Source organism: Marinospirillum sp., assembly GCF_044810985.1.
GTDB lineage: Bacteria > Pseudomonadota > Gammaproteobacteria > Pseudomonadales > Halomonadaceae > Marinospirillum.
Genome location: NZ_CP085242.1, coordinates 2,133,836 through 2,158,807, shown reverse-complemented (window position 1 = coordinate 2,158,807; position 24,972 = coordinate 2,133,836). Strand labels below are relative to the sequence as shown.

Annotated in this window: 23 protein-coding genes; 19 read left to right on the top strand and 4 right to left on the bottom strand. The window is 53.7% G+C overall.

Features of this window, described 5'->3' with window-relative positions; genetic code table 11:
• The first annotated feature begins 40 nt into the window (after positions 1-40).
• The 16 genes from LG323_RS10105 to LG323_RS10030 all read left to right on the top strand — a co-directional run bounded on the left by LG323_RS10105 (position 41) and on the right by LG323_RS10030 (position 17,331).
• Positions 41-1,126, top strand: coding sequence for an AI-2E family transporter (locus tag LG323_RS10105; protein ID WP_404415632.1), 1,086 nt, complete (start codon positions 41-43; stop codon positions 1,124-1,126).
• Positions 1,127-1,308: 182 nt separating this feature from the next.
• Positions 1,309-2,067, top strand: a complete 759-nt coding sequence (locus LG323_RS10100; protein ID WP_404415630.1) for a metal ABC transporter ATP-binding protein — start codon at positions 1,309-1,311, stop codon at positions 2,065-2,067.
• Positions 2,067-2,945 (top strand): metal ABC transporter permease, encoded by an 879-nt coding sequence (locus tag LG323_RS10095; RefSeq protein WP_404415627.1) that lies wholly within the window; start codon positions 2,067-2,069, stop codon positions 2,943-2,945. Before LG323_RS10100 ends, LG323_RS10095 begins: the two co-directional genes overlap by 1 nt.
• 18 nt (positions 2,946-2,963) lie before the next feature.
• Complete coding sequence (locus tag LG323_RS10090) at positions 2,964-3,911, top strand: metal ABC transporter solute-binding protein, Zn/Mn family (RefSeq protein ID WP_404415624.1); 948 nt, start codon at positions 2,964-2,966, stop codon at positions 3,909-3,911.
• Between the two features lie 63 nt (positions 3,912-3,974).
• Complete coding sequence (locus tag LG323_RS10085) at positions 3,975-4,616, top strand: DUF1007 family protein (RefSeq protein WP_404415621.1); 642 nt, start codon at positions 3,975-3,977, stop codon at positions 4,614-4,616.
• Positions 4,613-5,680 (top strand): nickel/cobalt transporter, encoded by a 1,068-nt coding sequence (locus tag LG323_RS10080; RefSeq protein WP_404415618.1) that lies wholly within the window; start codon positions 4,613-4,615, stop codon positions 5,678-5,680. Before LG323_RS10085 ends, LG323_RS10080 begins: the two co-directional genes overlap by 4 nt.
• Before the next feature lie 214 nt (positions 5,681-5,894).
• Positions 5,895-6,413, top strand: a complete 519-nt coding sequence (locus LG323_RS10075) for a PAS domain-containing protein (RefSeq protein ID WP_404415615.1) — start codon at positions 5,895-5,897, stop codon at positions 6,411-6,413.
• Positions 6,414-6,417: 4 nt separating this feature from the next.
• Complete coding sequence (locus LG323_RS10070; protein ID WP_404415612.1) at positions 6,418-7,875, top strand: methyl-accepting chemotaxis protein; 1,458 nt, start codon at positions 6,418-6,420, stop codon at positions 7,873-7,875.
• Positions 7,876-7,996: 121 nt separating this feature from the next.
• Entirely contained in the window at positions 7,997-9,919 is a 1,923-nt protein-coding gene (locus tag LG323_RS10065; RefSeq protein WP_404415609.1) for a PrkA family serine protein kinase, read from the top strand.
• 24 nt (positions 9,920-9,943) lie between these two features.
• Positions 9,944-11,227: a YeaH/YhbH family protein gene (locus tag LG323_RS10060; protein WP_404415607.1), complete on the top strand. Its 1,284-nt coding sequence runs from the start codon at positions 9,944-9,946 to the stop codon at positions 11,225-11,227.
• Positions 11,224-12,735, top strand: a complete 1,512-nt coding sequence (locus LG323_RS10055) for a SpoVR family protein (RefSeq protein ID WP_404415604.1) — start codon at positions 11,224-11,226, stop codon at positions 12,733-12,735. Before LG323_RS10060 ends, LG323_RS10055 begins: the two co-directional genes overlap by 4 nt.
• A 44-nt stretch (positions 12,736-12,779) precedes the next feature.
• Positions 12,780-13,211 carry a nuclear transport factor 2 family protein gene (locus LG323_RS10050; protein WP_404415601.1) on the top strand — a complete coding sequence of 144 codons (432 nt, stop codon included), beginning with the start codon at positions 12,780-12,782 and terminating at the stop codon, positions 13,209-13,211.
• A 32-nt stretch (positions 13,212-13,243) separates the two neighbouring features.
• Positions 13,244-13,999: an SDR family NAD(P)-dependent oxidoreductase gene (locus tag LG323_RS10045; RefSeq protein ID WP_404415598.1), complete on the top strand. Its 756-nt coding sequence runs from the start codon at positions 13,244-13,246 to the stop codon at positions 13,997-13,999.
• Positions 14,000-15,298 carry an NAD(P)/FAD-dependent oxidoreductase gene (locus LG323_RS10040; protein ID WP_404415595.1) on the top strand — a complete coding sequence of 433 codons (1,299 nt, stop codon included), beginning with the start codon at positions 14,000-14,002 and terminating at the stop codon, positions 15,296-15,298.
• On the top strand, positions 15,298-16,053 hold the full coding sequence (locus LG323_RS10035; RefSeq protein ID WP_404415592.1) for a DUF1365 domain-containing protein: 756 nt from the start codon (positions 15,298-15,300) through the stop codon (positions 16,051-16,053). Before LG323_RS10040 ends, LG323_RS10035 begins: the two co-directional genes overlap by 1 nt.
• Before the next feature lie 3 nt (positions 16,054-16,056).
• Positions 16,057-17,331 (top strand): class I SAM-dependent methyltransferase, encoded by a 1,275-nt coding sequence (locus LG323_RS10030; protein ID WP_404415589.1) that lies wholly within the window; start codon positions 16,057-16,059, stop codon positions 17,329-17,331.
• Between the two features lie 3 nt (positions 17,332-17,334).
• Here LG323_RS10030 and LG323_RS10025 read toward each other — a convergent pair whose 3' ends face one another.
• Together LG323_RS10025 and LG323_RS10020 are read right to left on the bottom strand one after the other, a co-directional pair.
• Positions 17,335-19,119, bottom strand: a complete 1,785-nt coding sequence (locus LG323_RS10025; protein ID WP_404415586.1) for a putative bifunctional diguanylate cyclase/phosphodiesterase — start codon at positions 19,117-19,119, stop codon at positions 17,335-17,337.
• Positions 19,120-19,125: 6 nt separating this feature from the next.
• Positions 19,126-20,634 (bottom strand): PAS domain-containing methyl-accepting chemotaxis protein, encoded by a 1,509-nt coding sequence (locus LG323_RS10020; protein ID WP_404415583.1) that lies wholly within the window; start codon positions 20,632-20,634, stop codon positions 19,126-19,128.
• 374 nt (positions 20,635-21,008) lie between these two features.
• On the opposite strand from LG323_RS10020, the gene fabA reads away from it, so the two are divergent.
• Both fabA and fabB read left to right on the top strand, forming a co-directional pair.
• Positions 21,009-21,524: a 3-hydroxyacyl-[acyl-carrier-protein] dehydratase FabA gene (fabA, locus tag LG323_RS10015; protein ID WP_310695380.1), complete on the top strand. Its 516-nt coding sequence runs from the start codon at positions 21,009-21,011 to the stop codon at positions 21,522-21,524.
• Between the two features lie 14 nt (positions 21,525-21,538).
• The gene (fabB, locus tag LG323_RS10010) at positions 21,539-22,759 is read left to right on the top strand and encodes a beta-ketoacyl-ACP synthase I (protein ID WP_310695381.1); all 1,221 of its coding nucleotides are present in this window, start codon (positions 21,539-21,541) and stop codon (positions 22,757-22,759) included.
• Here the strand turns inward: fabB and LG323_RS10005 are convergent.
• Complete coding sequence (locus tag LG323_RS10005; RefSeq protein WP_310695382.1) at positions 22,756-23,553, bottom strand: lysophospholipid acyltransferase family protein; 798 nt, start codon at positions 23,551-23,553, stop codon at positions 22,756-22,758. The two genes, fabB and LG323_RS10005, sit on opposite strands and share 4 nt — an antisense overlap.
• Entirely contained in the window at positions 23,528-24,340 is an 813-nt protein-coding gene (locus tag LG323_RS10000; RefSeq protein ID WP_404415579.1) for a sugar nucleotide-binding protein, read from the bottom strand. The genes LG323_RS10005 and LG323_RS10000 overlap by 26 nt, the downstream gene beginning before the upstream one ends.
• A 153-nt stretch (positions 24,341-24,493) precedes the next feature.
• Between LG323_RS10000 and LG323_RS09995 the strand changes: the two genes are divergently transcribed.
• Positions 24,494-24,949: a response regulator gene (locus tag LG323_RS09995; RefSeq protein ID WP_310695384.1), complete on the top strand. Its 456-nt coding sequence runs from the start codon at positions 24,494-24,496 to the stop codon at positions 24,947-24,949.
• The last annotated feature ends 23 nt before the right edge of the window (positions 24,950-24,972 follow it).

Below are 24,972 nucleotides of genomic sequence, written 5' to 3'. Positions count from 1 at the left end.
AGTAAACTGGCCTTTTTGCTTCCGGGTATAGTGCTCAATCATGTCAGACAACATCAAATTGCCGACATCCGGCCTCAACTGGTTGGTCGGACTGGCAGCCCTGGTGGTTATCCTGGCCGGACTCAAGGCTGCTGAAACCATAATTCTGCCTTTTCTTCTGGCTATTTTTATCGGCATCATCTGCACGCCTCCCCTGCATTTCATGACCTCCAAAAAGGTGCCGCCCGTTGTGGCCATCCTGATCATCATGACCTTTCTGGTGGTTTTCGGAGGGCTGTTGGGGCTTTTTGTCGGCAGTGCCATCGATAATTTCATCATACGTCTCCCGGAATACCAGAACCGCCTGGAAGCAGAAATGGTGGGGCTTTTACCCTGGCTGGAAAGGTTGGGGGCACCGGTTAACCGCGACCAGCTGCTGGAACACTTTAATCCCTCTCAGTTGATGGACTGGGTGGGCCGGGCGTTGAGTAATCTGGGTGCCCTGCTGACCAACCTCTTGCTGATGCTGTTTATTGTGGTCTTCCTGTTGCTGGAAGAAGCGACCCTGTCGAAAAAACTGCGCCTGGCCCTGCCGGATGCCGAGAAATCCCTGCGCAATGCCAGCGACTTCATTCGCCAGGTCAACAAGTACCTGGCCATCAAAACCACCGTCAGTCTGGTGACCGGGACACTGATTGCCGGCTGGACCTGGTTTCTGGGTCTGGACTTTTTCCTGCTCTGGGGCCTGATTGCCCTGCTGATGAATTTTATCCCCAACGTCGGTTCGATTCTGGCGGCTATTCCTGCGGTGCTTCTGGCAGTGGTTCAGCTGGGCGTGCCTGATGCCCTGCTGGTTGCCAGCGGCTATCTGGTCGTCAATGTGTTGATGGGCAATCTGGTGGAGCCGCGCTTTATGGGTAAGGGGCTGGGATTGTCACCTCTGGTGGTCTTCCTGTCTCTGATCCTCTGGGGCTGGATGTTTGGGGCTGTGGGTATGTTTTTGTCGATCCCTCTGACCATGATCGTCAAGCTGGCGCTGGAACATGCTCCCTCAACTCGCTGGTTGGGTGTGATGCTGGGGGATGCCCCCAGCCAGGGTGAGCTGGAAAGTGATGAGAATGAAAACCGGAAGAGCGAAGAACAATGATGTCATTCAATCTTTCGTATTTTTTTGCAGATGTTTTTGTTATGTTATAACATTATGAGGTTGAGATGAGACTCAATTATATTTCCTTGCTGCAGCAGGGCATTCTGGTTCGCCTGCTGGCACTACTGCCGGTACTGGTTGTTTTGTGGTTTCTCGTGCTCTGGGCAATGGGTTAGGTGGTTATGCAAAAGCGGCAAGCGTTACTCTTTTTTGAAAACCTGACCCTGGGTTATGAGCGACACCCGGCTGTCCACCACCTGCAGGGGGAAATACAGACGGGTGATCTCTTGGCCCTGGTGGGCCCCAATGGTGCGGGCAAATCAACCCTTCTGAAGGGGTTGATGAATGAATTGCGACCGCTGGGCGGCAGGATTAGCTGGCCCAGTGGCAAGCCCAGTCTGGCGTATTTGCCGCAACGTTCCGGATTGAATCTGGATTTCCCGCTGCGGGTTGCGGATTTTGTCAGTCTGGGGCACTGGCCGCGACTGGGCGCTTTTTCAGCCGTGAGCCGCCAGCAACGCAAAGCGGTGGACAAGGCTCTGGCTCAGGTGGGTATGGAGGGGTTTGAAAGGCGCTCTCTGGATTCACTCTCCGGGGGACAGCTGCAAAGAATACTCTTTGCCCGCTTGTTGTTGGAGGATGCCGAGCTGCTGCTGCTGGATGAACCCTTTGCTGCCGTGGATGAACAGACGACAGCGGATTTGCTGAAACTGATTCATACCTGGAACCGCGAAGGGCGCACCGTGATAGCGGTGTTGCATGATTTGCGTCAGGTACGTGAGCATTTTCCAAAAACGCTGTTGCTGGCCAGAGATGCCCTGGCTTTGGGGCCGACAGAAGAGGTGTTGACTGAAGAAAACCTGGAGAGAGCCAGACGCATGCAAGCGCCTTTTGACCCTCTGGCGGCCATTTGTGAGGCCGATATCAAGGAGCCTCACTGATGCTGGATGTTCTTTATCAGGTTTTGCTGGCCCCTTTTTTTGAATTTGGTTTTATGCGCCGGGCTCTGGTGGGTTGTATTGCTCTGAGCATCAGTGCCACACCTGTGGGTGTGTTTTTGATGCTGCGTCGTATGAGTCTGACGGGTGATGCCATTGCCCATGCCATTCTGCCCGGTGCAGCTCTGGGTTATATGGTGGCGGGTCTCTCGCTGGGGGCCATGACTCTGGGAGGGCTGGTTGCAGGCTGGATCGTTGCTCTTCTGGCCGGAGGTCTGGCGAGAATCACCGTGCTTAAAGAGGACGCCAATTTGGCGGTTTTTTACCTGGTTTCCCTGGCTTTGGGGGTGCTGCTGGTATCCACTCAAAGCCGCAATATTGACCTGCTGCACCTGCTGTTCGGCAGTGTTTTGGCTCTGAACAATGAAGCTCTGTTGCTCTTGGCGGCAATAGCGACCGTCACCCTGTTGCTTCTGGCGGTTTTTTTGAGGCCTTTGGTTCTGGAATGCCTGGACCCCGGCTTTCTGAACAGACAAAGCCGCATAGGGACACCAACCCACCTGGTTTTTCTGGCCCTGGTGGTTCTGAATCTGGTGGCTGGCTTCCAGGCCCTGGGAACCCTGATGGCCGTGGGGATCATGATTTTGCCCGCTACTGCAGCGCGTTTCTGGGCACGGCAACTGGATCAGTTGTTGTTTGTCGCTGTCGGGTTGGGTTTGCTGGGCTCCTGGGGTGGTTTGCTGCTGTCCTGGCACGGAGATTTGCCCACCGGGCCAGCCATTATTCTGGTGCTGGGCATTCTGCATGTGTTTTCACTGTTCATGGGTCGTGATGGCCTCCTGAAACGCTGGGTTCACCCCGGCAAACATTTGAAGTCCTAGTCTATAACGGAGACAAACATGGTTTTTAAAAAGCCTCTGGGTTGGTTGCTGGCTGGTGTTGTAACCCTGAGTGGGGCTTCTGCCCTGGCCGAACAAGGCAATGAGCCCCTGAAGGTCGTCACCACCTTCAGTATTTTGCAAGACATGGCCCAGGTGGTGGGTGGGGAACGAGTGGAAGTAACGACCCTGGTTGCCGCCAATGAAGACGCACATGTTTACCAGCCACGGCCTTCGGATTCACGCACTCTGGCTACAGCGGATCTGGTCATGGAAAACGGCCTGAGTTTCAATGGCTGGGTGGATCGGCTTCTGGAAGCCAGTGGCTATCAGGGTGAGCGGGTCATAGCCACTCAGGGCATTGAAAAAATAACCATGGCTTCCCGTGATGATCACGATGAGCCTGACGACCACGACCACGACCACGACCACGGTCATGGCAGCTATGATCCCCATGCCTGGCAGAGCCTTGTTCAGGCCCAGGTTTATGTGGACAACCTTCTTGCCGGTCTGATCAAGGTTGATCCCGAGGGTAAAGCCTACTATCAGCAAAGAGCTGAAAACTATCAGGCCCAGATGCAGGAACTGCATTCGGCTATGAAAGCGCGTTTTGATGCCCTGCCGGATGATCGTCGCATCGTCATGACACCTCATGATGCTTTTGGCTATCTGGCGGATGCCTATGGCCTGACTATTGTTGCGCCCCAGGGAGTCAGTACGGCTTCAGAGCCTTCAGCCTCGGAAATGGCGGCTTTGGTTCGCCAGATTCGTGATCGCGAGGTAACCGCTGTGTTTATGGAGAATATCGGTGATACCCGCCTAGTGGAGCAACTGCAAAGAGAGACAGGCGCCAAGCTGGGTGGCACCCTTTATTCGGATGCTCTTTCCTCAAAAGAGGAAGAGGCAGGCACCTACCTTGAAATGCTACGCCACAATCTTGAGACTCTGCTTTCAGCTTTGGAACCCTAGCTGGCCATACCGGTCATATTCTGGCAATTTATAGGCTTTCATTCTGATCAGGTTTGTTGACCCATGCTGTTTCGCCACTGCTTTTTGCTCCTTGCGCTCTTGCTTTTTACCGGCAGTATTCAGGCTCACCCGCATGTCTGGATTGATTTGCGGGTCAGTCCTCAGGTCAATGAACAGGGCCAGATTACAGGCCTGCGCCAGGCTTGGCGCTTTGATCCTTTTTACAGTCTGGTACTGATTGAAGAACTGGAAAAAGGCGGGCCTGAAGACGAGCTGGATCAGCGTTTGGATCAACTGGCGCTTGAAGTGGTCCAGAATCTGGAGAATTTTGATTTTTTTACGCAGGTCACGGTGGCTGGCAAACGCCAGGGTTTTGAGCCGGTGACCGAGTATAACCTGATGCAGGTGGGCCGCAGGATTGAGTTCAGCTTTGTTCTGCCCTTACAAAACCCCGTTACCCTGCAGGATGAGCGATTGCAGTATCAGGTTTATGATCCCTCCTATTATATTGAAATTCTGCATGCTGCCGGGAATGAACTGGATACACAGCAGCTGCCTGCAAGCTGTGAAGTGGATGTTCAGGAACCCAGCCCTCCCGGTGATTTGGTTGCAAAAGCCATGGCGCTTGATAAAGATGAAAAGCCTGAAGACCCCCAGCTGGGTGAGCATTTTGCCGAAACTGTCAACCTAGACTGCCGACCATGAAGCCTCTTCTGTTTTATTGCCTGCTTCTGTTACTGCCCGGTGTCAGTCTGGCCTCCCCCCTGCCCGGAACGCCCGAAAGAGCACCTGAAGTGCAGGAGCAAGACGAGGCTGAACAACAAGAAACCCAGAGCACGACTTGGCAGCAGTTCAACTTCTGGATTATGCAAAAGCAAAGGGAGTTTCACCGCAGCCTTGCCGATGCTATGGAAAAGCTGAGTGAGCAGGTCACCTGGAATAATGCCTGGGCCCTGTTGCTGCTCAGCTTTCTGTATGGAGTCTTTCATGCGGCCGGACCGGGGCACGGTAAAGCTGTATTGACCGCCTATCTGGTGACCCAGCCGGAGAAGCTCAGGAGAGGGCTGTTTTTATCCTTTATTGCCGCTCTTTTGCAGGGGGTTACAGCCATTCTGCTGGTCACCCTTCTGGTGCACCTTCTGGGTCGCCTGGCGCGTGAAGCCTTTGCCAGTGTGGTTTATGTGGAAATGGCCAGCTTTGCTGCAATTGCCTTGCTGGGGCTGGGTTTGCTGGTTACAGCTCTGCATCGTCTCTGGAAGCTGCGCTACACCCCTGCCCCGATTCTGCAATACCCGATCGCCAAGCAGAAGCTCCAACAGGACTTTGTAAGCTTGAAACCCCTGGAAACCGCTTCTCCAGGCAAGAGTCCACAAGTCTGCCCCTCCTGTGGCAAGGCTCACCATCTTGCTCCTGAACAAACCGAGGGCAAAAGTTTGTTGCAAACCTCCGGCTTGCTCTTGTCCATTGGCCTGCGGCCTTGCTCGGGTGCCGTACTGGTGCTGGTGGTTGCCAACCTGCTGGGACTCTGGTGGATGGGTGTGGCTGCGGTGATGACCATGGCCATTGGTACTTCCCTGACCGTGATGTTTCTGGCCACCCTGGCTGTTAAAACCCGTGATCTGGCTTATCGCCTTCTGGGTTTGCAAGGTCATGCCCTGACCTGGCTGGCCCTGCTGTTGGGTGGCCTGGGCGGTCTGGCTATTCTGTTGCTGGGCATTAGCCTGTTGATGAGTGTTAACCAGGCTCCACATCCCCTGGGAATCACCTAAGAAACCTTTTTGTCTGTGGATAAGTTTGTGGAAAGAGGGGGATAAAATACTTGGATGGGTTGTGGATAACAAACACTTCTTTATATCAGAAGATGCTTATCTAGTGTTTTGTTGATTTATGTTAATTTTTAACAGCTTATTGCACGCGCAGGCTTTTGTCTGGAAGGCTACACTGCATTGATGCCGGTAATTTACTATGAAGGAGTAAAGCTCCATGGCAAGTGAAGTGGAAATCAGGCTGGATGAAGATGATTTGATTGTCAGCAAAACAGATCCCAAAGGGCGTATCACCTATGCCAACCGGCGCTTTATGGAAATTGCTGGTTATTCTGAGCCTGAACTTCTGGGCAAGCCTCACAACCTGATTCGTCATGACGACATGCCCCGCGGTGTCTTCCGTTTTTTGTGGAAAACCCTTTATGCCGGGCAGGAATTTTTTGGCTATGTCAAAAATAGAACCGCTGATGGTGGTTATTACTGGGTTTTTGCCAATATCACCCCGGATTACATGTCCGACTCCAGCCTGGCCGGTTATTTTTCCGTGCGTAGAAGGCCCAATTTTGCGGCCGTGGCTCAGGTAAGTGACTGGTATCGGCAGATGCGGGCCATCGAAGCTCAGGAAACACCCAGCAAGGCTCCTGAAGCTTCCATGCAGTGGTTGATCGCACAGGTGGAGCAGCAGGGGATCAGTTATATGGATTTGATCAATCAGCTTGAAGAGTTACCGGAGTAAGGCCATGTACAAAGCACAACTCGCCCATCACCGCTCCAAGGGCTCGCCTTTTCTCAGTGGCAAGTTTCTGATTGCTTGTATTGTTTTTAATCTTCTGGTGATGGCAACCGCGATCGTTGTTCTTTTTACCAGCCACTGGTTGTGGATCTGGCTGCCTTCGGTGCTGGCTCTGGGTTTTACCCTTTATGCCTGGCGCTATTCCCGCAAGCCGCTGATCACTCTGGCCTTGATTGATCAGTCACTGCAAAAAGCCCGCGTGGGTGAGATGCATCACCGGATTACCAATACTGAAGGCTTGGGGGAAGTGGGCAAGGTCAGCTGGGATCTGAATGATTTTCTGGATCTGATTGAAAGCTATTTTAAGGAGGTCAACTCCGCTTTTGGTGCGGTTTCCCAGGGGGATTATTCGCGTCAGACCCTCTCCAAGGGGATGCCCGGTGAATTTGCTCGCTCCCTGGACAGCATCAACCAGTCGATTGAAGCCATGCAGGCCAATAAAACCTTTACCGAGCAAAACCGCCTGTCCTCCCAATTGCATGAGCTGAATACCAAAAACCTGCGTTCCAATCTGGAGCTGAGCCAACAGGATTTAAAACAAATCAGTGAGCTTATGGCCGGTATTGCCGAAAGCTCCAATAAAAATGCGGGTAATGCACGCACCAGCCAGAAAAGTGCCGAACAACTGGGTGGGTTGTTGGAGAAAATTACGATCAGTGTGGCCCAAGTCAGCGCCACCGTGGAAGAACTGGATCAACAGAGCGAGTCCGTTTCCAAAGCTCTGCAGGCGATCACTGATATTTCCGACCAGACCAGCCTGCTGGCTCTCAATGCCTCCATTGAAGCCGCCCGTGCCGGTGAACAGGGGCGTGGCTTTGCTGTGGTGGCCGATGAAGTCAAACAGCTTTCCAATAAAACCAAGGAAGCAGCCCAGAGTGTCAGCCAGATTCTGGAAAACTTCAGTCAGCAGGTGGAACATTCCCTGGAAGGTGCCCGCGAAAGCAATACTCTGGCTGAGCACATCTCCAAAGAAGTGGAAGGTTTTCAGCAGCGTTTTGCAGAAGTGGCCGAAGATGCGGACACCACTCTGGACCAGGTGGAATTTATCAAGGACCAGAGCTTTGCCTCCCTGTTGAAAGTGGATCATATCATTGCCAAGCAACAGGGCTATGCGGGCCTGAACTCGACTGAGCGCACTCATGACCTGGAAGCAGAAGAGCAGGATCGTATTCAGCGCTGGATTGCCAGAACGGAAGGCACAAAAATGGCACAGCTGCCCGGTTTTGCACGCATCAAGGAACAGGAGCAGCGCGTCCAGGAGAGCATCCATGAGGCCCTGCAGCTTTATACAGAAAAGGGCATTGCCGAGCGTGAGGCCATCGTGGAGGCCATGGCAAGAACAGAGCTTTGCAGCCAGGAGTTGATTGAAGCGATTGATGGATTGGCACGCCATCGGCAGCAATAATTAACTTTAATGCGGTCATCCGTTGCAAACCAAAGGCACTCTTTTTCCTAACTTTTGTCTATGCTGGAAGTAAGGCATTCCTGCTTCGAGCAGGGACAGGTTTTGCAAAGGGGGTGACGCCATGAGTATTTTTGACCGTGTACAAAGCCGTTATGAAAGGGTTCAGCAGGAGAGCATGAGCCTGCAGGATTACCTGCAACTCTGCCGTAAGGAGCCCAGTGCCTATGCCACTGCAGCCGAACGCATGCTGCTGGCGATTGGTGAACCGGAAGTTATTGATACCGCCAAGGACCCCCGCCTCTCCCGCATTTTCATGAACAAGGTGATCCGTCGTTATCCGGCCTTTCCGGAGTTTTACGGCATGGAAGAGGCCATCGAGCAGATCGTTTCCTATTTCCGGCATGCCGCCCAAGGGCTGGAAGAGCGTAAACAAATCCTGTACCTGTTGGGGCCAGTGGGCGGTGGCAAGTCCTCACTGGCTGAGCGGCTGAAACTGCTGATGGAGCATCAGCCTTTTTATGCCATCAAGGGTTCTCCGGTTTATGAATCCCCTCTGGGGCTGTTTGACCCGGAAGAAGACGGTCAACTGCTGGAAGAAGAATACGGCATCCCCCGGCGTTATCTGAAAGCCATTCCTTCCCCCTGGGCCGCCAAACGTCTGGAAGAGTTTGGCGGTGATATCAGCCAGTTTGAAGTGGTTCGTCTCTATCCTTCCCGGCTTAATCAGGTGGCTCTGGCCAAAACCGAACCGGGTGATGAAAACAACCAGGATATTTCCGCCCTGGTTGGCAAGGTGGATATTCGTAAACTGGAGCATTATGCCCAGGATGACCCGGATGCCTACAGCTTTTCTGGTGGCCTTTGCCATGCCAATCAGGGGCTGCTGGAGTTTGTGGAAATGTTTAAGGCACCCATCAAGGTGTTGCATCCACTGCTGACCGCAACCCAGGAAGGTAACTACAACCCCACTGAAGGCATGGGTGCGATTCCCTTTGAAGGCATCGTGCTGGCCCACTCCAATGAATCGGAATGGCAGACCTTCCGCAATAATCGCAACAATGAAGCCTTTCTGGACCGGGTGTATATCGTCAAGGTGCCCTACTGCCTGCGGGTCTCGGAAGAAATCAACATCTACAAAAAACTGTTGGAAAACTCTTCCCTGTCCGAAGCTCCCTGTGCCCCGGACACCCTGAAGATGCTGGCGCAGTTTTCGGTTCTTTCACGTTTGAAGGAGCCGGAAAACTCCAATGTTTATTCAAAAATGCGCGTTTATGATGGTGAAAACCTGAAAGATACCGACCCCAAGGCCAAATCCATTCAGGAGTATCGGGATGCAGCCGGGGTCAATGAAGGCATGGATGGCTTGTCCACCCGCTTTGCCTTCAAGATCCTATCGCGGGTTTTCAACTTTGATTCCACGGAAACAGCCGCCAACCCGGTGCACCTGATGTATGTTCTGGAGCAACAAATCGAACAGCAGCAATTCCCGGATGAAGTCCATGACCGCTACCTGAGTTTTATCAAGGAATGGTTGGCACCGCGTTATGTCGATTTCATCGGCAAGGAAATCCAGACCGCTTACCTGGAATCCTACAGCGAGTATGGTCAGAACATCTTTGACCGCTATGTTACCTATGCCGATTTCTGGATTCAGGATCAGGAATTTCGTGATCCGGAAACCGGGGAAATGCTGGATCGCCAGGCACTCAATGAAGAGCTGGAAAAAATCGAAAAACCGGCCGGAATTTCCAACCCCAAAGACTTTCGCCATGAGGTGGTCAACTTTGTGTTGCGTGCTCGCGCCCAGAATAACGGCAAGAATCCCAGTTGGCAGAGCTATGAAAAACTGCGCAGCGTGATCGAACACAAGATGTTTGCCAATACTGAAGAGTTGCTGCCGGTGATTTCCTTCAATGCCAAGGCTTCCACTTCGGATCAGCAAAAACATGAAGACTTTGTCGATCGCATGAAAGAACGGGGTTATACCGAAAAACAGGTACGCCTCTTGTCAGAGTGGTATCTGCGGGTACGCAAATCCCAGTAATTCTGGCCACCAAGTGAGGTGAGCATGGGCTATTTCATCGACCGGCGCTCCAATGCAAAAAACAAAAGTGCGGTTAATCGCCAGAGGTTTTTACGGCGCTACCGCAAGCATATCCGGCGTGCGGTCAACGAAGCCGTAAAAAAACGCTCCATCACGGATATGGAAAGGGGCGAGGAAGTCAGTATCCCTGATCGGGACATCAGTGAACCCGTTTTCCAGCAGGGCAAGGCGGGTCGCAAGGATATGGTGCATCCGGGCAACAAGCAGTTTCGCCAGGGCGACCGTATTGACCGGCCACCCGGTGGCGGTGGAGGCGGCGGCTCAGGAGGTCAGGGCGCTGGCCAGGATGGCAGCGGCGAAGATGAGTTTGCCTTTACCCTGACCCGTGATGAATTCATGGATTTTCTGTTTGATGATCTGGAATTGCCCAATCTGGTTCGCAAGGAACTCACGGAAACCGATGAAACCCGCCCCGTGCATGGGGGCATCGTGCGCCAGGGCACACCTTCGCGTTTGCATGTGGTGCGCTCCATGCGTTCGGCTTATGCCCGGCGCTTGGCGATGGGGGCCGGTAGCAAGCGTGAACTGCGTGAATGTGAAGAGGCGTTGGCTGAAGAAGAATCCAAGGATCAGACGCTGCGTAATCCCCTGAGAATCCGTGAGCTCAAGGAAGCGGTTGAACAACTGCAAAAGCGCCTGGCTGCCATTCCCTACCTGGATGATGAAGACCTGCGCTATCGCCACATGAAACAGCAGCCTGTGCCTGCAACCCAGGCAGTGATGATTTGTATCATGGATGTTTCCGGTTCCATGACCGAACGCCACAAGGAGCTGGCCAAGCGTTTCTTTCTGCTTTTGTATCTTTTTCTTGAGCGTAACTATAAAAAAGTCGAGCTGGTGTTTATTCGCCACCACACCACGGCAAAAGAAGTGGGTGAAGAGGAGTTTTTCTACTCGCGAGAAACCGGGGGCACCATCGTTTCCAGTGCCTTGAAACTGGCAAGCAGCATTCTCGAAGCCCGTTACCCCGCAAGCCGCTGGAATGCTTACATTGCCCAGGCTTCCGATGGCGATAACTGGGACGATGATTCCGGGGTCTGTGCGGACTGGATGCGCAACAAACTGCTGCCTCGGGTCAGCTATTTCGCCTATGTGGAAATCACGCCGCATGCTCATCAGGCGCTCTGGGAGTCCTATTCCGAGATCCAGTCCACCTTCCCCGACCGCTTTGCCATGCGCCAGTTTTATGAGCCCAGTGAAATCTACCCGGTATTCCGCGAACTCTTTCAGAAGGAGGGGCAGTCATGAGCCAACGTGAACCCCTGGCCAGAGGCAGTGAATGGACTTTTGATCTGCTGCAGGACTATGAAAAGGAAATTGCCCGCCTGGCCGCAAGCTATGGGCTGGATACCTACCCCAATCAGATTGAAGTTATTTCCAGCGAACAAATGATGGATGCCTATGCCGCCACCGGCATGCCGGTGGGTTATCACCACTGGTCCTACGGCAAACACTTTCTGAAGGTACAGCAGGCCTACAAACGAGGCCAAATGGGCCTGGCCTATGAGCTGGTGATCAACTCCAACCCCTGCATTGCCTATCTGATGGAAGAAAACACCCTGATGATGCAGGTGTTGGTGATGGCGCATGCCAGCTACGGCCATAATTCCTTTTTCAAGAACAACTACCTGTTCCGCACCTGGACGGATGCCGAAGGCATCATTGATTACCTGGTGTTTGCCCGCCAGTACGTCAGTGAATGCGAAGAGCGTTATGGCATTGATGCCGTGGAAACCCTGCTGGATGCCTGCCATGCCCTGCAAAGTCACGGTGTGGATCGCTACAAGCGTCCCCGGCCTCTATCCGCTCAGGAAGAGCGGGAACGTCAGCAGGAAAGAGAGGCCATTCTGCAACAGCAGGTCAATGACCTCTGGCGCACCCTGCCTAACACCGGTACCAGCCAGGAAGAGTCAACCAGCCGGCCACCGCGCTTTCCTGAAGAGCCTCAGGAAAACCTGCTGTATTTTGTCGAAAAGCATGCCCCCTTGCTGGAACCCTGGCAAAGAGAGTTGGTGCGTATTGTGCGCAAGATTGCCCAGTATTTTTATCCACAACGCCAGACCCAGGTAATGAACGAAGGCTGGGCCACCTTCTGGCATTACACTCTGATGCATGACCTCTATGATGAAGGCCTGGTGGATGAAGGCTTTATGCTGGAATTTTTACAGTCCCACACCAGCGTGGTGATGCAGCCGGATTACGACAGCCCCCACTATTCAGGCATCAACCCCTATGCCCTGGGGTTTGCCATTTATACGGACATCAAGCGCATCTGCCAGAACCCCACTCAGGAAGACCGGGAATGGTTCCCGGATATTGCCGGTCAGGACTGGCTGGAAACCCTGCACTGGGCGATGCGCGACTTCAAGGATGAATCCTTTATCCAGCAGTTTCTTTCCCCCAAGGTGATCCGCGATTTTCACCTTTTTGCCGTGGTGGATGATGATAGAGACAACCAGATTGAAATCAGCTCCATCCATGATGAATCCGGCTATCGGGCGGTACGCTCGGCCCTGGCGGCCCAGTACAACCTGAGCTTAAGAGAACCCAATATCCAGGTCTGGGAAGCCCACCTGCGCGGTGACCGCAGCCTGACCCTCAGGCACGTGCGTCACAACCGCCGTAACCTCGGTGAACCCACCCAGGAAGTGTTGCGTCACCTCTATAGCCTCTGGGGTTTCCCGGTCAAACTGGAAAGCTGGGACGGCAATGAGAAAATCAGCGAACTGACCTGGCCGCTGGTGGAAGAAAAATAAGCCTGATCAACCTGCCTTGAAACCTTTCACAAAGGAGTTTGTCCATGCTCTGTAAAGCAAGAGTACAAGAATTCTTTGACTTTTATCAAAAGTTAGACAAGAATTCTACTAAGAACCTGGATCAATATTATGCAAAGCAGGTGAGTTTTACCGACCCCCTGCATCAGGTTGAGGGTTTGGAGCAGCTGATTGCTTACTTTGATCGGCTTTATGCTCGGGTCACTGAGATAGGATTTGAGTTTTCCGAGCCGGATATTGTGGGTGACCGGGTCTGGTGCAGTTGGGTGATGACTTACCGGCATCCACGTATCAATTCCGGTAATCCGGTTCGGGTTGAAGGGGCCAGTCGCCTGGACTGGCAGGACAACAAGGTGGTTTGCCACAGAGATTTCTTTGATGGCGGACAAATGCTCTGGGAACAGCTACCTCTTCTGAGAAGTGTGATAGCAGCCCTGAAAAAGCGCATGGCAGGCTAGTTGAGTAGCGCTGCTGTGTGGGAGTGAAGATCATGCAGCAGTTGCAAGCCGCAAGTCGTATCTGGATTACCGGTGCCGGTTCGGGCATCGGTCTGGCGTTGGCGGAACAGCTGGCACAGGCCGGTCATCGCTTGGTGATCACGGCCCGGTCAGCCTCCAGTCTTGAAGACCTGGCCCGTCGTTACAGCCGCATTCAGGTGGCCCCTGCGGATGTGACTGATCCTGAAGCCTTGCAGGCTGTGGCCCAAAGGATTGAGGAAAAGCTGGGCGGTCTGGACATGGTCCTACTCAATGCAGGCACCTGTGAGTACCTGGAGCAAGGGCGGGTGGATTCGGCACTGATCAAACGGGTCATGGATACCAATTTCATGGGCCTGGTGTATTCCCTGGAGGCTGTTCAGCCACTGCTGGAAAAGTCTGCAAACCCTTATCTGGTTGCTATTGCCAGCTCGGCTGCTTACACACCGCTGCCCAGAGCCGAAGCCTATGGAGCTTCCAAAGCCGCAGTGAGTTATTTCATGGAGAGTCTGCGTGTGGATCTGGCCGCTCAGGGGGTTGGCGTATCGGTGGTGTATCCGGGCTTTGTGAAAACACCCTTGAGCGATAAGAATGATTTTCCTATGCCGATGCGGATTTCAGCTGAGGAAGCAGCCCGACAGATCATCAAGGGCCTGAGAAAAGGCCAGCCGGAAATTCGTGTTCCCCGTTTTTTTGTGGAGGTGGTTCGCAGGTTGGGACGCCTGCCCTTTTTCCTTCGTACCCGTTTGACTCAGAGGATGGTGCGCTGAATGAACAGCCAGAAATCAATTGCTGTGGTGGGTTCCGGTATTGCCGGTATGACGGCCGCCCATCTGTTGTCGCGCAAATACCAGGTGACACTTTTTGAGGCAGAAGAGCGCTTGGGTGGGCATACGGCCACCCAAGAAGTCGAGTTCAAGGGGCGCACCTGGGCCCTGGATACCGGCTTTATTGTCTTCAATGACTGGACCTACCCGAATTTCATCAAGCTTTTGGAGCAACTGGGCGTGCCTTCACTGGCCACGGAGATGAGTTTCTCGGTCAGCTGTGAAGTCTCCGGCCTGGAATATAATGGCAACAATCTCAACACTCTGTTTGCCCAGCGTCGCAACCTGTTCAGCCCGCGTTTTCTGGGGATGATTCGGGATATTCTGCGCTTTAACCAGGAAGCGCCCCAGGAGCTGCAAGCCGGTCTCCTATCCGAAGGTGAAACCCTGGGTGCCTATCTGGAGCGCAAGGCTTACGGTCAGGCCTTTATGCAGGATTATCTGGTGCCCATGGGGGCGGCCATCTGGTCTTCGGGAATCGCTGCCATGCGCGAGTTTCCCGTGCTGTTTTTTGTGCGTTTTTTCAAAAATCATGGACTCTTGAGCGTTAAAAATCGTCCCCAGTGGCGAGTGATTCAGGGCGGCAGTCGCGCTTATATTGCGCCCCTGACGGCCCCTTTTGCTGAAGGAATACGCTTGTCCACTCCGGTTACCGCAGTATATCGGCAGGAAGAGGGCGTTAGAGTGGTTTCCAGCCACGGCGAAGAGGTGTTTGATGAGTTGGTTCTGGCTTGCCACAGTGATCAGGCGCTGGCCTTGTTGAAGGATGCCAGTGATGAAGAACAGCATCTGCTGGCGCAGCTACCCTACCGGATGAATGATGTGGTGCTGCACACAGATACCCGCCTGCTGCCGCGCAGCCCCCGTGCCTGGGCCAGCTGGAATTACCGGCGGCGTGACCCGGCACGGCTGCAGCCGGGGGAAGACGATCAGTCCCTGGTCAGTCTGACTTACAACATGAGTCGTTTGCAGCGCCTGGAAGCTGAGCCGGAGCTGCAGGATACCGCCTTCTGTGTGACCCTGAATGACAGCCCCATGATTGACTCTGAAAAGGTGTTGGGGCGTTATCGTTATGCCCACCCGGTGTTCACTCTGGAGGGCATCCAGGCTCAGCAGGGCATTCAGCAGATGAATGGTGAACGTCATACCTGGTTTTGTGGAGCCTGGTGCCGTAACGGTTTTCATGAAGATGGGGTGGCCAGCGCCCTGGCCGTAACTGAAAAACTGGGGGTGACGCTCTGATGGAAAAAACCAACTTGAGCAGCCGTTTTTACACCGGCACCTTGAGGCACCGGCGTTTCAGTCCGGCGCGTCATGAATTCACCTTCAAGCTTTTTATGTGCTGGCTGAACCTGGATGAACTGGAGCAGCTGCCTTTCACCCGCAGTGGTCGGCGCTGGCGCTGGGTGCGTTTTCGGCGCGAAGACTATTTACGCCCCCATTCCCTGCCCCTGAAAGAGGCCGTATTGGATCAGGTTGAACAGCAGACAGGCCAACGCCCCCAAGGTGAGGTTTTTCTGCTGACCCACCTGCGCTATGGTGGCATCTGCTTCAACCCCATCAGCCTCTATTATTGTTTCAATGAAAGTGGAGAGTTGCAGGCGGTTGTTGGTGATGTCTCCAACCTGCCCTGGCAGGAACGCCAGCCTTATATTGTTTCCTGTGATCCGCAAAGCCACAAGCATTCCGCGCGTCTGGCCAAGCAGATGCATGTTTCACCTTTCAATCCCATGGATCAGGATTATCTCTGGCAGTTCACCACACCTGGCCAGCAGTTGGTGATGCATATGGAAAATCAGGACAAGGATGGTCACGTGCCCTTTGACTCCACCCTGCTTTTAAAACGGCGAGATGATCTGGGAACCTCCATTAACCGCCTTTTGCTTCGTCACCCCTGGATGACTTTGAAGGTGATCGCAGGGATTCATTTTGAAGCCTTGCGCCTGTGGCTGAAAGAAAACCCGGTTTATGCTCATCCTGGCAAAAAAGGAGTGTAACGCATGAAAGCTGAAAAATTTCTAACCACGGAAGATCGGGCAGGCTGGACGACCCGTCTGTTCAGAAAGATGGCTTTACGCGGGATGGCCAGGCTTCATGGAGCCAGTATTCACATCCATGACCCCGATGGGGTTTGGCTACTGGGTCAGCCGGATGCTGAGATGTCTGTTGTCGTGCGCTTTCATGACCGCCAGATGTGGCGGGAAGTGACTCTCGGTGGCACCTTGGCCGCTGCTGAAGCCTATATGGAGGGGCGCTGGAGTTGCAGCAATCTGGTGTTGCTGACCCGGATTATGGGGCGCAATCTTGAAGAGCTGAACAAGCGTCTGGATCACCCGTTCAAGCAGCTGGGCGCTCCCCTGAATCGCCTGGCGCACTTCCTGAATCGCAATAGCCGCGAGGGTTCCCGACGCAACATCAGTGCCCATTATGATCTGGGTAATGATTTCTTCCGGCTGTTTCTGGATAAAGAACACAAGATGTATTCCAGTGCCCTTTACCCGAATGCAGAAGCCACTCTGGAAGAGGCCTCGGGTTATAAGCTGGAACGTATCTGCCAGAAACTGGATTTACAGCCGCAGGATCACCTGCTGGAGATAGGCACAGGTTGGGGCGGTATGGCGATTTATGCCGCCAAGCACTATGGCTGCCGGGTGACCACTACCACGATTTCCCGCGAGCAGTTGCAGCACGCGCAAAAAAGGGTGGCTGAAGAAGGTCTGGAAGATAGAGTCACTCTTCTGTTTGACGACTACCGGGATTTGAGCGGCCAGTATGACAAGCTGGTGTCCATTGAAATGATTGAGGCGGTGGGTCACCAGTATCTGCCGATTTACCTGAAAACCCTGGAGGAGCGCCTCAAGCCGGATGGGCTGGCGCTAGTTCAGGCGATTACCGTGCCTGATCAGCGCTACAAGGAAGCGCTCAAGCAGGTGGACTTTATCAAGAAGCACATCTTTCCCGGTGGTTTTTTGCCCAGTCACAGGGTTCTGCTGGAACACTTGGCGCGCCAGACGGATATGAATCTGTTGCACCTGGAGGAAATCGGTGATCATTATGCCCGCACTCTGAATGACTGGCGGCTGCGTTATTTGCAGGAGCTGGAGGCGGTTAAGGAACTGGGCTACGACCAGCGTTTTGTGCGTATGTGGGAGTATTATCTCTGCTACTGTGAAGGGGCTTTTATGGAAAGAGCCATCGGCACCAGCCAGTTGCTCCTGGCGCGTCCCGGCAACCGCAGGGCCAACCTGGTTGGCCAGTTCAAGGCGGCTGACTGATGTTCAGGAAACCCTGGCTACTTGTACTTTGTTTTGTATCAGGCGCTCGGTGGTTTCATCAGCATCAGTAGGCCGCCCGAAATAATAACCCTGCAGCAGGTCACAGCCCTTGCGTGCCAGGTAATCAGCTTGGGCTTCCTCTTCCACACCTTCGGCAACCACGGTCATTTTCAAGCCACGACAGAGCGCCAGAGTGGATTCGACAATGGCCCGATCCGCCTCATTGGCGGGCAGGCTGCGAATAAAGGTGCGATCCAGTTTCAGCTGGTTGATCGGCAGGTGTTTCAGGTAAGCCAGGGAGGAGTAACCGGTGCCAAAATCATCGATGGCCAGATGAATGCCTGAAGAGGACAGGGCATCCAGACGATCCAGGGTTTCCTTGTCACGCTGGACGAACACACCTTCGGTGAGTTCCAGTTCCAGAATTTCGTGATTCAGTTTGTGTTTTTTCAGCAGGGAAAAAAGATTGTCTACGAAATTTTCGGCCTGAAATTCCAGCGGGGAAACATTCACGGCAATGCGACTGGGGGCAATGCCCTGTTGCTGCCATTCGGCATAGTGTTTCAGGGATTGCTCCAGAATCCACTGGCCCAGGGGTTCCATCAGGCCATGACGCTCGGCCAGGGGGATAAACTGGTCAGGGGGAATGCGACCCAGAGTGGGGTGATCCCAGCGCAACAGAACCTCCAGGGCATGAATACGGCGGGAGCCGGAAGCCACCAAAGGCTGGAAATTAAGACTGAGTTCATTGTTGGACAGGGCCTCCCGCAGGCCTTGCAACAAAATCAGGGGGTTTCTGTCTTCACGCAGGTCTTCAGTGAAGTGGCGGATCTGTCCCGCCCCTCTGGATTTGGCGGCATGCAGGGCCAGCTCGGCTTCCTGAAGCAGTTCATTGACGGATTGACTGGCATCCTGCCAGGTGCTGGTGCCTATGGAAAAGCTGAACTCCATTAAGCGGCCCTTGATGGAAAAAGGCTTGCTCAGGTACTTTTTGGCGCGGTTGATCATTGCACCTCTTTCACCTTCATCATCCCCTGAGGTCAGCGGCAGGGCACAGATGAAAACATCCGCAGAGTGGCGGGCAACCAGGCCCTGGGTGCATTCCTTGAGGCGCCGGGCAAGGCTGCTCAGAAGCTGGTCACCCACGGCAAAACCATAGCTGGCATTCACCAGCCGGAAGTTGTCGATATCCACCAGCATCAGGCACCAACGCTTTTGCAAATTGGGTATCTGGCGGGAAAGTTCTCTCAGGGTGTTGGCCGTATTGGGCAGACCGGTCAGGCGATCATGCTCGGTGGCATGTTCCAGACGTGCTTCCTGGCGGCGGTGTTCGGTGATATCGGTGAAGATGGCAACATAATGGGTGACTTCACCATCCGGGTCTTTCACGGCCTTGCAGGTCAGCCATTCCAGATAAACCTCCCCATCCTTGCGACGGTTCCAGATTTCACCCTGCCAGATGCCCTCACGCATCAGGGTTTGCCAGTAGTTCTCGTAAAACTCGGCATCATGGTAGCCCGAACTGAGGATGCGCGGGTTTTCCCCGAGAACCTCAGCTTCACTATAGCCGGTGACCTGGGTGAAGGTCTTGTTGACGGCGATAATGGTGCCCCTGGGGTCGGTGATGGTGACACCATCATGGGTGTGATCAAAAACCTGTTTGAGTAGCCGAAAAATGACCTTGCGATTCTTGTACTTGCGCTTTCGATACCCCACGCCCAAAGCAAAGCCAACAGCCAGCAGAGGAAAGGCTATTAACAGAATAATGGGGAAAGACGCCTGCCACATAAAAAATTACCTACGCCCGAAGGCTCTTGCCAGAGAATGCATTTGCCTGACCTGATCCGTCAGGTTGTCGGCACTTCGTGAGGTGTCTTCAGCCCTGCTGCGGGTACTGTGGGCCAGATCCCTGACCTGGGCCAGGCTGTCCACAACACTGTCGCTGGCAGTCACCTGCTGCTCGATAGCAGCAGCAACTCTCTGGCTGGCCCCCAGCACCTCATCGGCAGCCTGCGTCAGACTGCTGAGCACACTGCCTGCCGTTTCTATCTGTTCTACTGTTTGCTGACTGTCTTCACGACTGGCCAGTACCTGCTCAATCGCGACACCAATATTTTTGCGAATGGCTTCAATACGCTGGGTGATGGTTTCCGTCACTTCCTGGGTGCTGCCCGCCAGTTGCCGGACGGCATCAGCCACCACGGCAAAGCCGCGACCGGACTCGCCAGCCCTGGCTGCTTCAATGGCCGCATTGAGTGCCAGAAGGTTGGTTTGATCGGCAATATCAGTGATGGAGCCAATGCTTTCACTGATGGCTTCGGCATCACTGCGCAGGGTTTCAATACGCTCGACGGCCGTTTCAAACCTTTCAGCCATACGCCGGACACTGTTGACGCTTTCTTCCACGCTGGTTTGGCCGCGCTGGGTTTCCGCGTTCATTTCCTGGCTGGCGGTATTGATGCCATGCATGTTTTGTTCCAGCTCATGGATGCTGCCTGCCAGTTGTTCTGCCATACCCGCCAGCTGGTCAATGTGGCCTTCCTGTTCGCGCACCCCGCCTTCGGCATCGTGCATGGCCTGATCCGTTGTGGTGGCCACTTCATTGAGGGTTCGACTGGCATCTTCAATGCGCCCGATGACCGTTCTCAGTTGGGCTTCCTGCATGCGCATGGCCAGATCCAGGGCACCGAATTCACTCATGTTGCCACTGTAGACTTGCTGGGCAACCGGGTTGTCGATAATGCTGAGTGCCTTGCCGTAGATGTTTTTAAGGGGATTGAGAAACCAGGCCGAGGCACCCAGAATGCCCAGTCCAGCACAGCCGACCAGAAAACCGGCCAGGGTTCGGCTGTCCACAAGATACAGAATCAGAAGTGTGGAAAGAATTTGTGCCAGCACCATGCCCAGGAGCAGGCCGTAGGCTGACCAGCGGGGTTTGGGTGCTTTTTGTTTACCACTGTTGATGTCACGGTAGGTTTGCTGGGCGCGATCCACCAGTTTGCTGCCTGCCCTGACGCGAACCGACTGATAGCCAACATGCTCTTCACCTTCAAAAATGGGTGACACATAAGCATCCACCCAATAGAAGTCACCATTCTTGCAACGGTTTTTAACCACGCCCATCCAGGACTCGCCTTTTTTCAGGCGCTGCCAGAGGTCGGCAAACGCCAGAGGTGGCATGTCCGGATGGCGTACCAGGTTGTGGTTTTTGCCAACCAGCTCTTCTGCTGAGAACCCACTGATGCGTTGGAAATCTTCATTGGCGTAACGGGTAATGCCTTTCAGGTCTGTCGTTGATACCAAGCGGTCTCCTGCTGACAGGGAGACTTCTTTGTCCGTTACGGGTAAATTTGTTTTCATAATTGCTGGCTACTGTGGATTGGCTGCTTGCCAGATGGAAGCAGTGGCGTGAGCAAGTGGAGTAAATAAGGTATGATTATATCAGTGTCAAGCTGCCTGTGTTGGTTAAGTCTTGCAACCAAAAAATACACAATGCTACAGGCGAGCCTGTCAAGACCGAACCTCAAAAGTTAAGCATCGCATTTTTATGGGGTTTTCGTCCAGGCAGGCAAGGTGTTGCTCAGCAGGTAGATGCAAACTGGGGTTCAAGGCAGTAAACTAGCCTTGATTAAAACTACAAATCTGACCTTAACATAACCTACTAGCGGATGGACTCAGTGACTCAACAAAGCTCCTACACTTATGAAGAACTGCTGGATTGCGGCCATGGCAAACTCTTTGGCCCCGGCAACGCCCAGCTACCTGTTCCCAACATGCTGATGATGGACCGTATTGTGGAAATCAAGGCCGATGGGGGCGCTTACGGTAAAGGCCACATTGTCGCGGAACTGGATATTCATCCTGATCTCTGGTTTTTTGCATGCCACTTCCCCGGTGATCCAGTGATGCCAGGCTGTTTGGGTCTGGATGCCATGTGGCAGCTGGTGGGCTTTTACCTGGGCTGGCAGGGCAACCCCGGCCGCGGTCGTGCGCTGGGTAGTGGCGAAGTCAAGTTTACCGGTCAAGTGCTCCCCGAAGCCAAGCTGGTTACCTACAAAATTGATATTAAACGCACCATGAACCGTAAACTGGTATTGGGCATTGCTGATGGCATCATGGAAGTGGATGGCCGTAAAATCTATGAAGCCAAGGATCTGCGTGTAGGGCTGTTTACCAGCACCAGTGGATTCTAAAAGAGGGCAAATCAATGAGACGAGTAGTTGTTACAGGCCTGGGCGTTATTTCCTGCCTGGGCGCAGACAAACAGAGTGTTTTGGAATCTTTGCAAGTTGGGCGTTCCGGCATCAAGTTCAAACAGGATTATGCAGACAAGGGTTTTCGCAGCCAGGTTGCTGGCACAATTGACCTGAATCTGGATGAGCTGGTGGATCGCAAACTCAAACGCTTTATGGGTGACGCGGCCGCCTTTGCTTATTTGTCCATGCAGCAGGCCATTGCCGATTCCGGGTTGAGCGAAGACCAGGTCTCCAATGTACGCACCGGTTTGATTGCCGGTTCCGGCGGTGCTTCATCTGCCAACCAGGTTGAGGCTGCTGATGTCCTGCGTGAAAAAGGCCTGCGCCGTGTGGGGCCCTATCGTGTCACCCGCACCATGGGCAGCACCGTTTCCGCCTGTTTGGCCACGCCCTTCAAAATCAAGGGTGTCAACTACTCCATTTCTTCCGCTTGTGCGACTTCAGCTCATTGCATTGGCAATGCCATGGAAATGATCCAGCTGGGCAAACAGGATGTGGTCTTTGCCGGTGGCGGCGAAGAAGAGCACTGGACCCTGTCCTGCCTGTTTGATGCCATGGGTGCCTTGACCACCAGTTACAACGATACGCCTGACAAGGCTTCGCGCCCCTATGACAAGACCCGCGATGGCTTTGTCATTGCCGGTGGCGGCGGTATGCTGGTTCTGGAAGAGCTGGAGCATGCCAAGGCTCGTGGTGCGAAAATTTACGGTGAGCTGGTCGGCTATGGCGCCACTTCCGATGGCTATGACATGGTCGCGCCTTCTGGTGAAGGTGCAGCCCGTTGCATGCAGCAAGCCATGCAAAACCTGGACGGCAGCATTGACTACATCAACACCCACGGTACTTCCACACCTGTGGGCGATGTTGCTGAGCTGAAAGCCATTCGTGAAGTCTTTGGCGACCAGACTCCGGCAATGAGTTCCACCAAATCCCTGACCGGTCACTCCCTGGGGGCCACCGGTGTGCAGGAAGCGATTTACTCCCTGTTGATGATGGAAAACGACTTTATTGCCGCTTCAGCCAATGTTGACGAGCTGGATGAAGCAGCAGAAGGTTTTGACATCGTGACCGGCAAAGCCCGTGAAGGCGTACAGTTGAATCGTGTTCTGTCCAACAGCTTTGGTTTTGGCGGCACCAACGCCTGCCTGGTGTTCCAGCGTTACCAGGGTTAATCTTCCTGCGGCAGGGTCGCTGGCCGAGGTATCGCTGATATTTCGGCCAGTTGGCCCTCAATCCATTCCTGAGCTTCGCGTGTGACCTGATCGGCCCTCTTGCCTTCAGTGGTGATGGGCTTGCCAATGCGCATGCTCAACACGCCGGAATGCTTGATCCAGTCCGAAGAACTCCAATGCTCCCCGGCATTGTGGGCAATGGGTACAAGAGGTACGCCAGCCCGACAGGCGATCATGGCCGCACTTTTGCTGAAGGGTTTGCTTTTTCCGGGTGCCACTCGGGTGCCTTCAGGAAAAATAAGCACCGAAATCCCTTCCTGAATTCTTTCTGCCCCTACCTTGAGAACAACCCGAATCATCTTGGCAGGTTGGCTGCGATCCAGAGGGATCGGGCGTAAAAGGCGAAGGCCCCAGCCAAAGACCGGAATTTTCAGCAATTCTTTTTTGAGAACCGTGCAAATCGGTGGTTTCAGGGTTTGCAGATACATGGTCTCCCATTCGCTTTGATGATTGGCCACCAGAACAAAAGCACCCTCGGGGAGATTGTCCAGACCTTCAAAGTCATACCTTATACCGCAGGTGAGGCGAAGCCACTGAATGACAAAGCGACTGTGCAGATTGAGCAGTCTGAAGCGTTGTTTTGCGGGCAGCGGCCAGACCAGCAGCGCCAGGGGAGCACCGATGAACAGCAGGGCAAAAAAATAGCCACAATAAAAAGCCAGGCTCCCCAGGGGACGGGGTTTACGGATATAACGGCTGGCCGGTGTTTTAGTGCTGGTTGGTTGTGAGTTCATTCAGCTCCTCCAGTAAAGCTGGTAAGCTGGCGCGCCAGGCTCGGGGATGAACGCCGAAAGTCTCCAGCAGATGTTGGGTATTCATACCGTGACGATTGGTTCCTGAATGGTCTGCCGGGTAAGGCGCTGTACCCAGCTGGCGTGCAAGCGTGTGCATCAGCTCGGTTTGACTGACCGGCTCGCTGCCCGCATAGTGATAAACACCGGTCGCCTGGGCACCGGAATCCAGTTGCAATGCCATGCCCAGAAGAACCCTGGCCAGGTCATGCAGAGACTGCAAGCCACGATAATCAATATCTTCAGGGGCCTGGTGCTCTTTGCAGCAGCTGATCAGATGAGCAAGACCGCCATCGGGAGCACTGCTCAGCAAAGGCGGTATTCTTAGTATAATATGCTGATGACAGCGGGCAGCCTGGCTTTCCAGAGCGAGAAGTTGCTGGGCCAGCTTGCTGCTGTTTTCGGGCTGATCCAGCTCGCTCACGGCCTGTTGTTCAGGCATGAAAACCAGGTCGGATGAAACCAGCAATAGACCGGCATTGCGTGAAGTACAAAGCTCAACCAGTTGCGGCAGGGCTTCCAGCCAGAACTGCAGGTTGTTGGCATCAGGCAGACAGCTAACTTCACCGCCTGTCCCCAGAGGAGCCAGAAGCAGAAAGTCAAAATCCGGGAGTGCCAGTGGTTGCGTCTGGGAATCAGTGCACTGGATGTCCAGGCCGGAGTAACGCTGTGCCTCTTCCTCCAATGCCTGAAACAAGGCCTGATAGTCAGAAAGAAACAGTACACGCATAGTTAAGGATTACCTGGAAAAATCAAAGCCTGATTGTATCATAAGATGCGGAGAGCGCCGGGCAAGGAATGACTTGATTTCACTGCAGTAAAGACTAACATTGAGTAACAGTATGTATAATTTTAGGGAAAAAGCATAACAATGAGTGGACGCATGACTAAAACCCAGACCTCTGAGGCGGCACTTAAGGTACTGCTGGTGGAAGATGAGCCTGCGGATGCCCATTTGGTGCGTTTGGCTTTCCAGGAAAGTCAGCTGGATATCGCACTGGATCTGGTTGTGGATGGGCGCGAAGCCCTGGCTTATTTAAAAAAGCAGCCTCCTTTTACAACCGCCCCTACCCCCGGCCTGATTCTCCTTGACCTCAATATGCCCAGAATGAATGGCCGGGAATTCCTTGCTGCAGTCAAGGCCGACCCTGAACTCAAACGCTTTCCGGTGGTAGTGCTGACCACCTCAGATGCCGAGAAGGACATTGAAAGCTGTTATGACATGGGGGCCTCAGGTTACATCACCAAGCCAATTGATATTGATCAGTTCATTCAGGTGATTAAAAGCCTGGGTGACTACTGGATCAATATTCTGCAACTGCCTGATAGCAATCAATAAGCCTATACGTACAGCCTCTTTGA

What these genes read in the sequence shown, in the direction of transcription:
- LG323_RS10105 (WP_404415632.1), top strand. Translation starts at nt 41, where the DNA reads ATGTCAGACAACATCAAATTGCCGACATCCGGCCTCAACTGGTTGGTC.
- LG323_RS10100 (WP_404415630.1), top strand. Translation starts at nt 1,309, where the DNA reads ATGCAAAAGCGGCAAGCGTTACTCTTTTTTGAAAACCTGACCCTGGGT.
- LG323_RS10095 (WP_404415627.1), top strand. Translation starts at nt 2,067, where the DNA reads ATGCTGGATGTTCTTTATCAGGTTTTGCTGGCCCCTTTTTTTGAATTT.
- LG323_RS10090 (WP_404415624.1), top strand. Translation starts at nt 2,964, where the DNA reads ATGGTTTTTAAAAAGCCTCTGGGTTGGTTGCTGGCTGGTGTTGTAACC.
- LG323_RS10085 (WP_404415621.1), top strand. Translation starts at nt 3,975, where the DNA reads ATGCTGTTTCGCCACTGCTTTTTGCTCCTTGCGCTCTTGCTTTTTACC.
- LG323_RS10080 (WP_404415618.1), top strand. Translation starts at nt 4,613, where the DNA reads ATGAAGCCTCTTCTGTTTTATTGCCTGCTTCTGTTACTGCCCGGTGTC.
- LG323_RS10075 (WP_404415615.1), top strand. Translation starts at nt 5,895, where the DNA reads ATGGCAAGTGAAGTGGAAATCAGGCTGGATGAAGATGATTTGATTGTC.
- LG323_RS10070 (WP_404415612.1), top strand. Translation starts at nt 6,418, where the DNA reads ATGTACAAAGCACAACTCGCCCATCACCGCTCCAAGGGCTCGCCTTTT.
- LG323_RS10065 (WP_404415609.1), top strand. Translation starts at nt 7,997, where the DNA reads ATGAGTATTTTTGACCGTGTACAAAGCCGTTATGAAAGGGTTCAGCAG.
- LG323_RS10060 (WP_404415607.1), top strand. Translation starts at nt 9,944, where the DNA reads ATGGGCTATTTCATCGACCGGCGCTCCAATGCAAAAAACAAAAGTGCG.
- LG323_RS10055 (WP_404415604.1), top strand. Translation starts at nt 11,224, where the DNA reads ATGAGCCAACGTGAACCCCTGGCCAGAGGCAGTGAATGGACTTTTGAT.
- LG323_RS10050 (WP_404415601.1), top strand. Translation starts at nt 12,780, where the DNA reads ATGCTCTGTAAAGCAAGAGTACAAGAATTCTTTGACTTTTATCAAAAG.
- LG323_RS10045 (WP_404415598.1), top strand. Translation starts at nt 13,244, where the DNA reads ATGCAGCAGTTGCAAGCCGCAAGTCGTATCTGGATTACCGGTGCCGGT.
- LG323_RS10040 (WP_404415595.1), top strand. Translation starts at nt 14,000, where the DNA reads ATGAACAGCCAGAAATCAATTGCTGTGGTGGGTTCCGGTATTGCCGGT.
- LG323_RS10035 (WP_404415592.1), top strand. Translation starts at nt 15,298, where the DNA reads ATGGAAAAAACCAACTTGAGCAGCCGTTTTTACACCGGCACCTTGAGG.
- LG323_RS10030 (WP_404415589.1), top strand. Translation starts at nt 16,057, where the DNA reads ATGAAAGCTGAAAAATTTCTAACCACGGAAGATCGGGCAGGCTGGACG.
- LG323_RS10025 (WP_404415586.1), bottom strand. Translation starts at nt 19,119, where the DNA reads ATGTGGCAGGCGTCTTTCCCCATTATTCTGTTAATAGCCTTTCCTCTG.
- fabB (WP_310695381.1), top strand. Translation starts at nt 21,539, where the DNA reads ATGAGACGAGTAGTTGTTACAGGCCTGGGCGTTATTTCCTGCCTGGGC.
- LG323_RS10005 (WP_310695382.1), bottom strand. Translation starts at nt 23,553, where the DNA reads ATGAACTCACAACCAACCAGCACTAAAACACCGGCCAGCCGTTATATC.
- LG323_RS10000 (WP_404415579.1), bottom strand. Translation starts at nt 24,340, where the DNA reads ATGCGTGTACTGTTTCTTTCTGACTATCAGGCCTTGTTTCAGGCATTG.
- LG323_RS09995 (WP_310695384.1), top strand. Translation starts at nt 24,494, where the DNA reads ATGACTAAAACCCAGACCTCTGAGGCGGCACTTAAGGTACTGCTGGTG.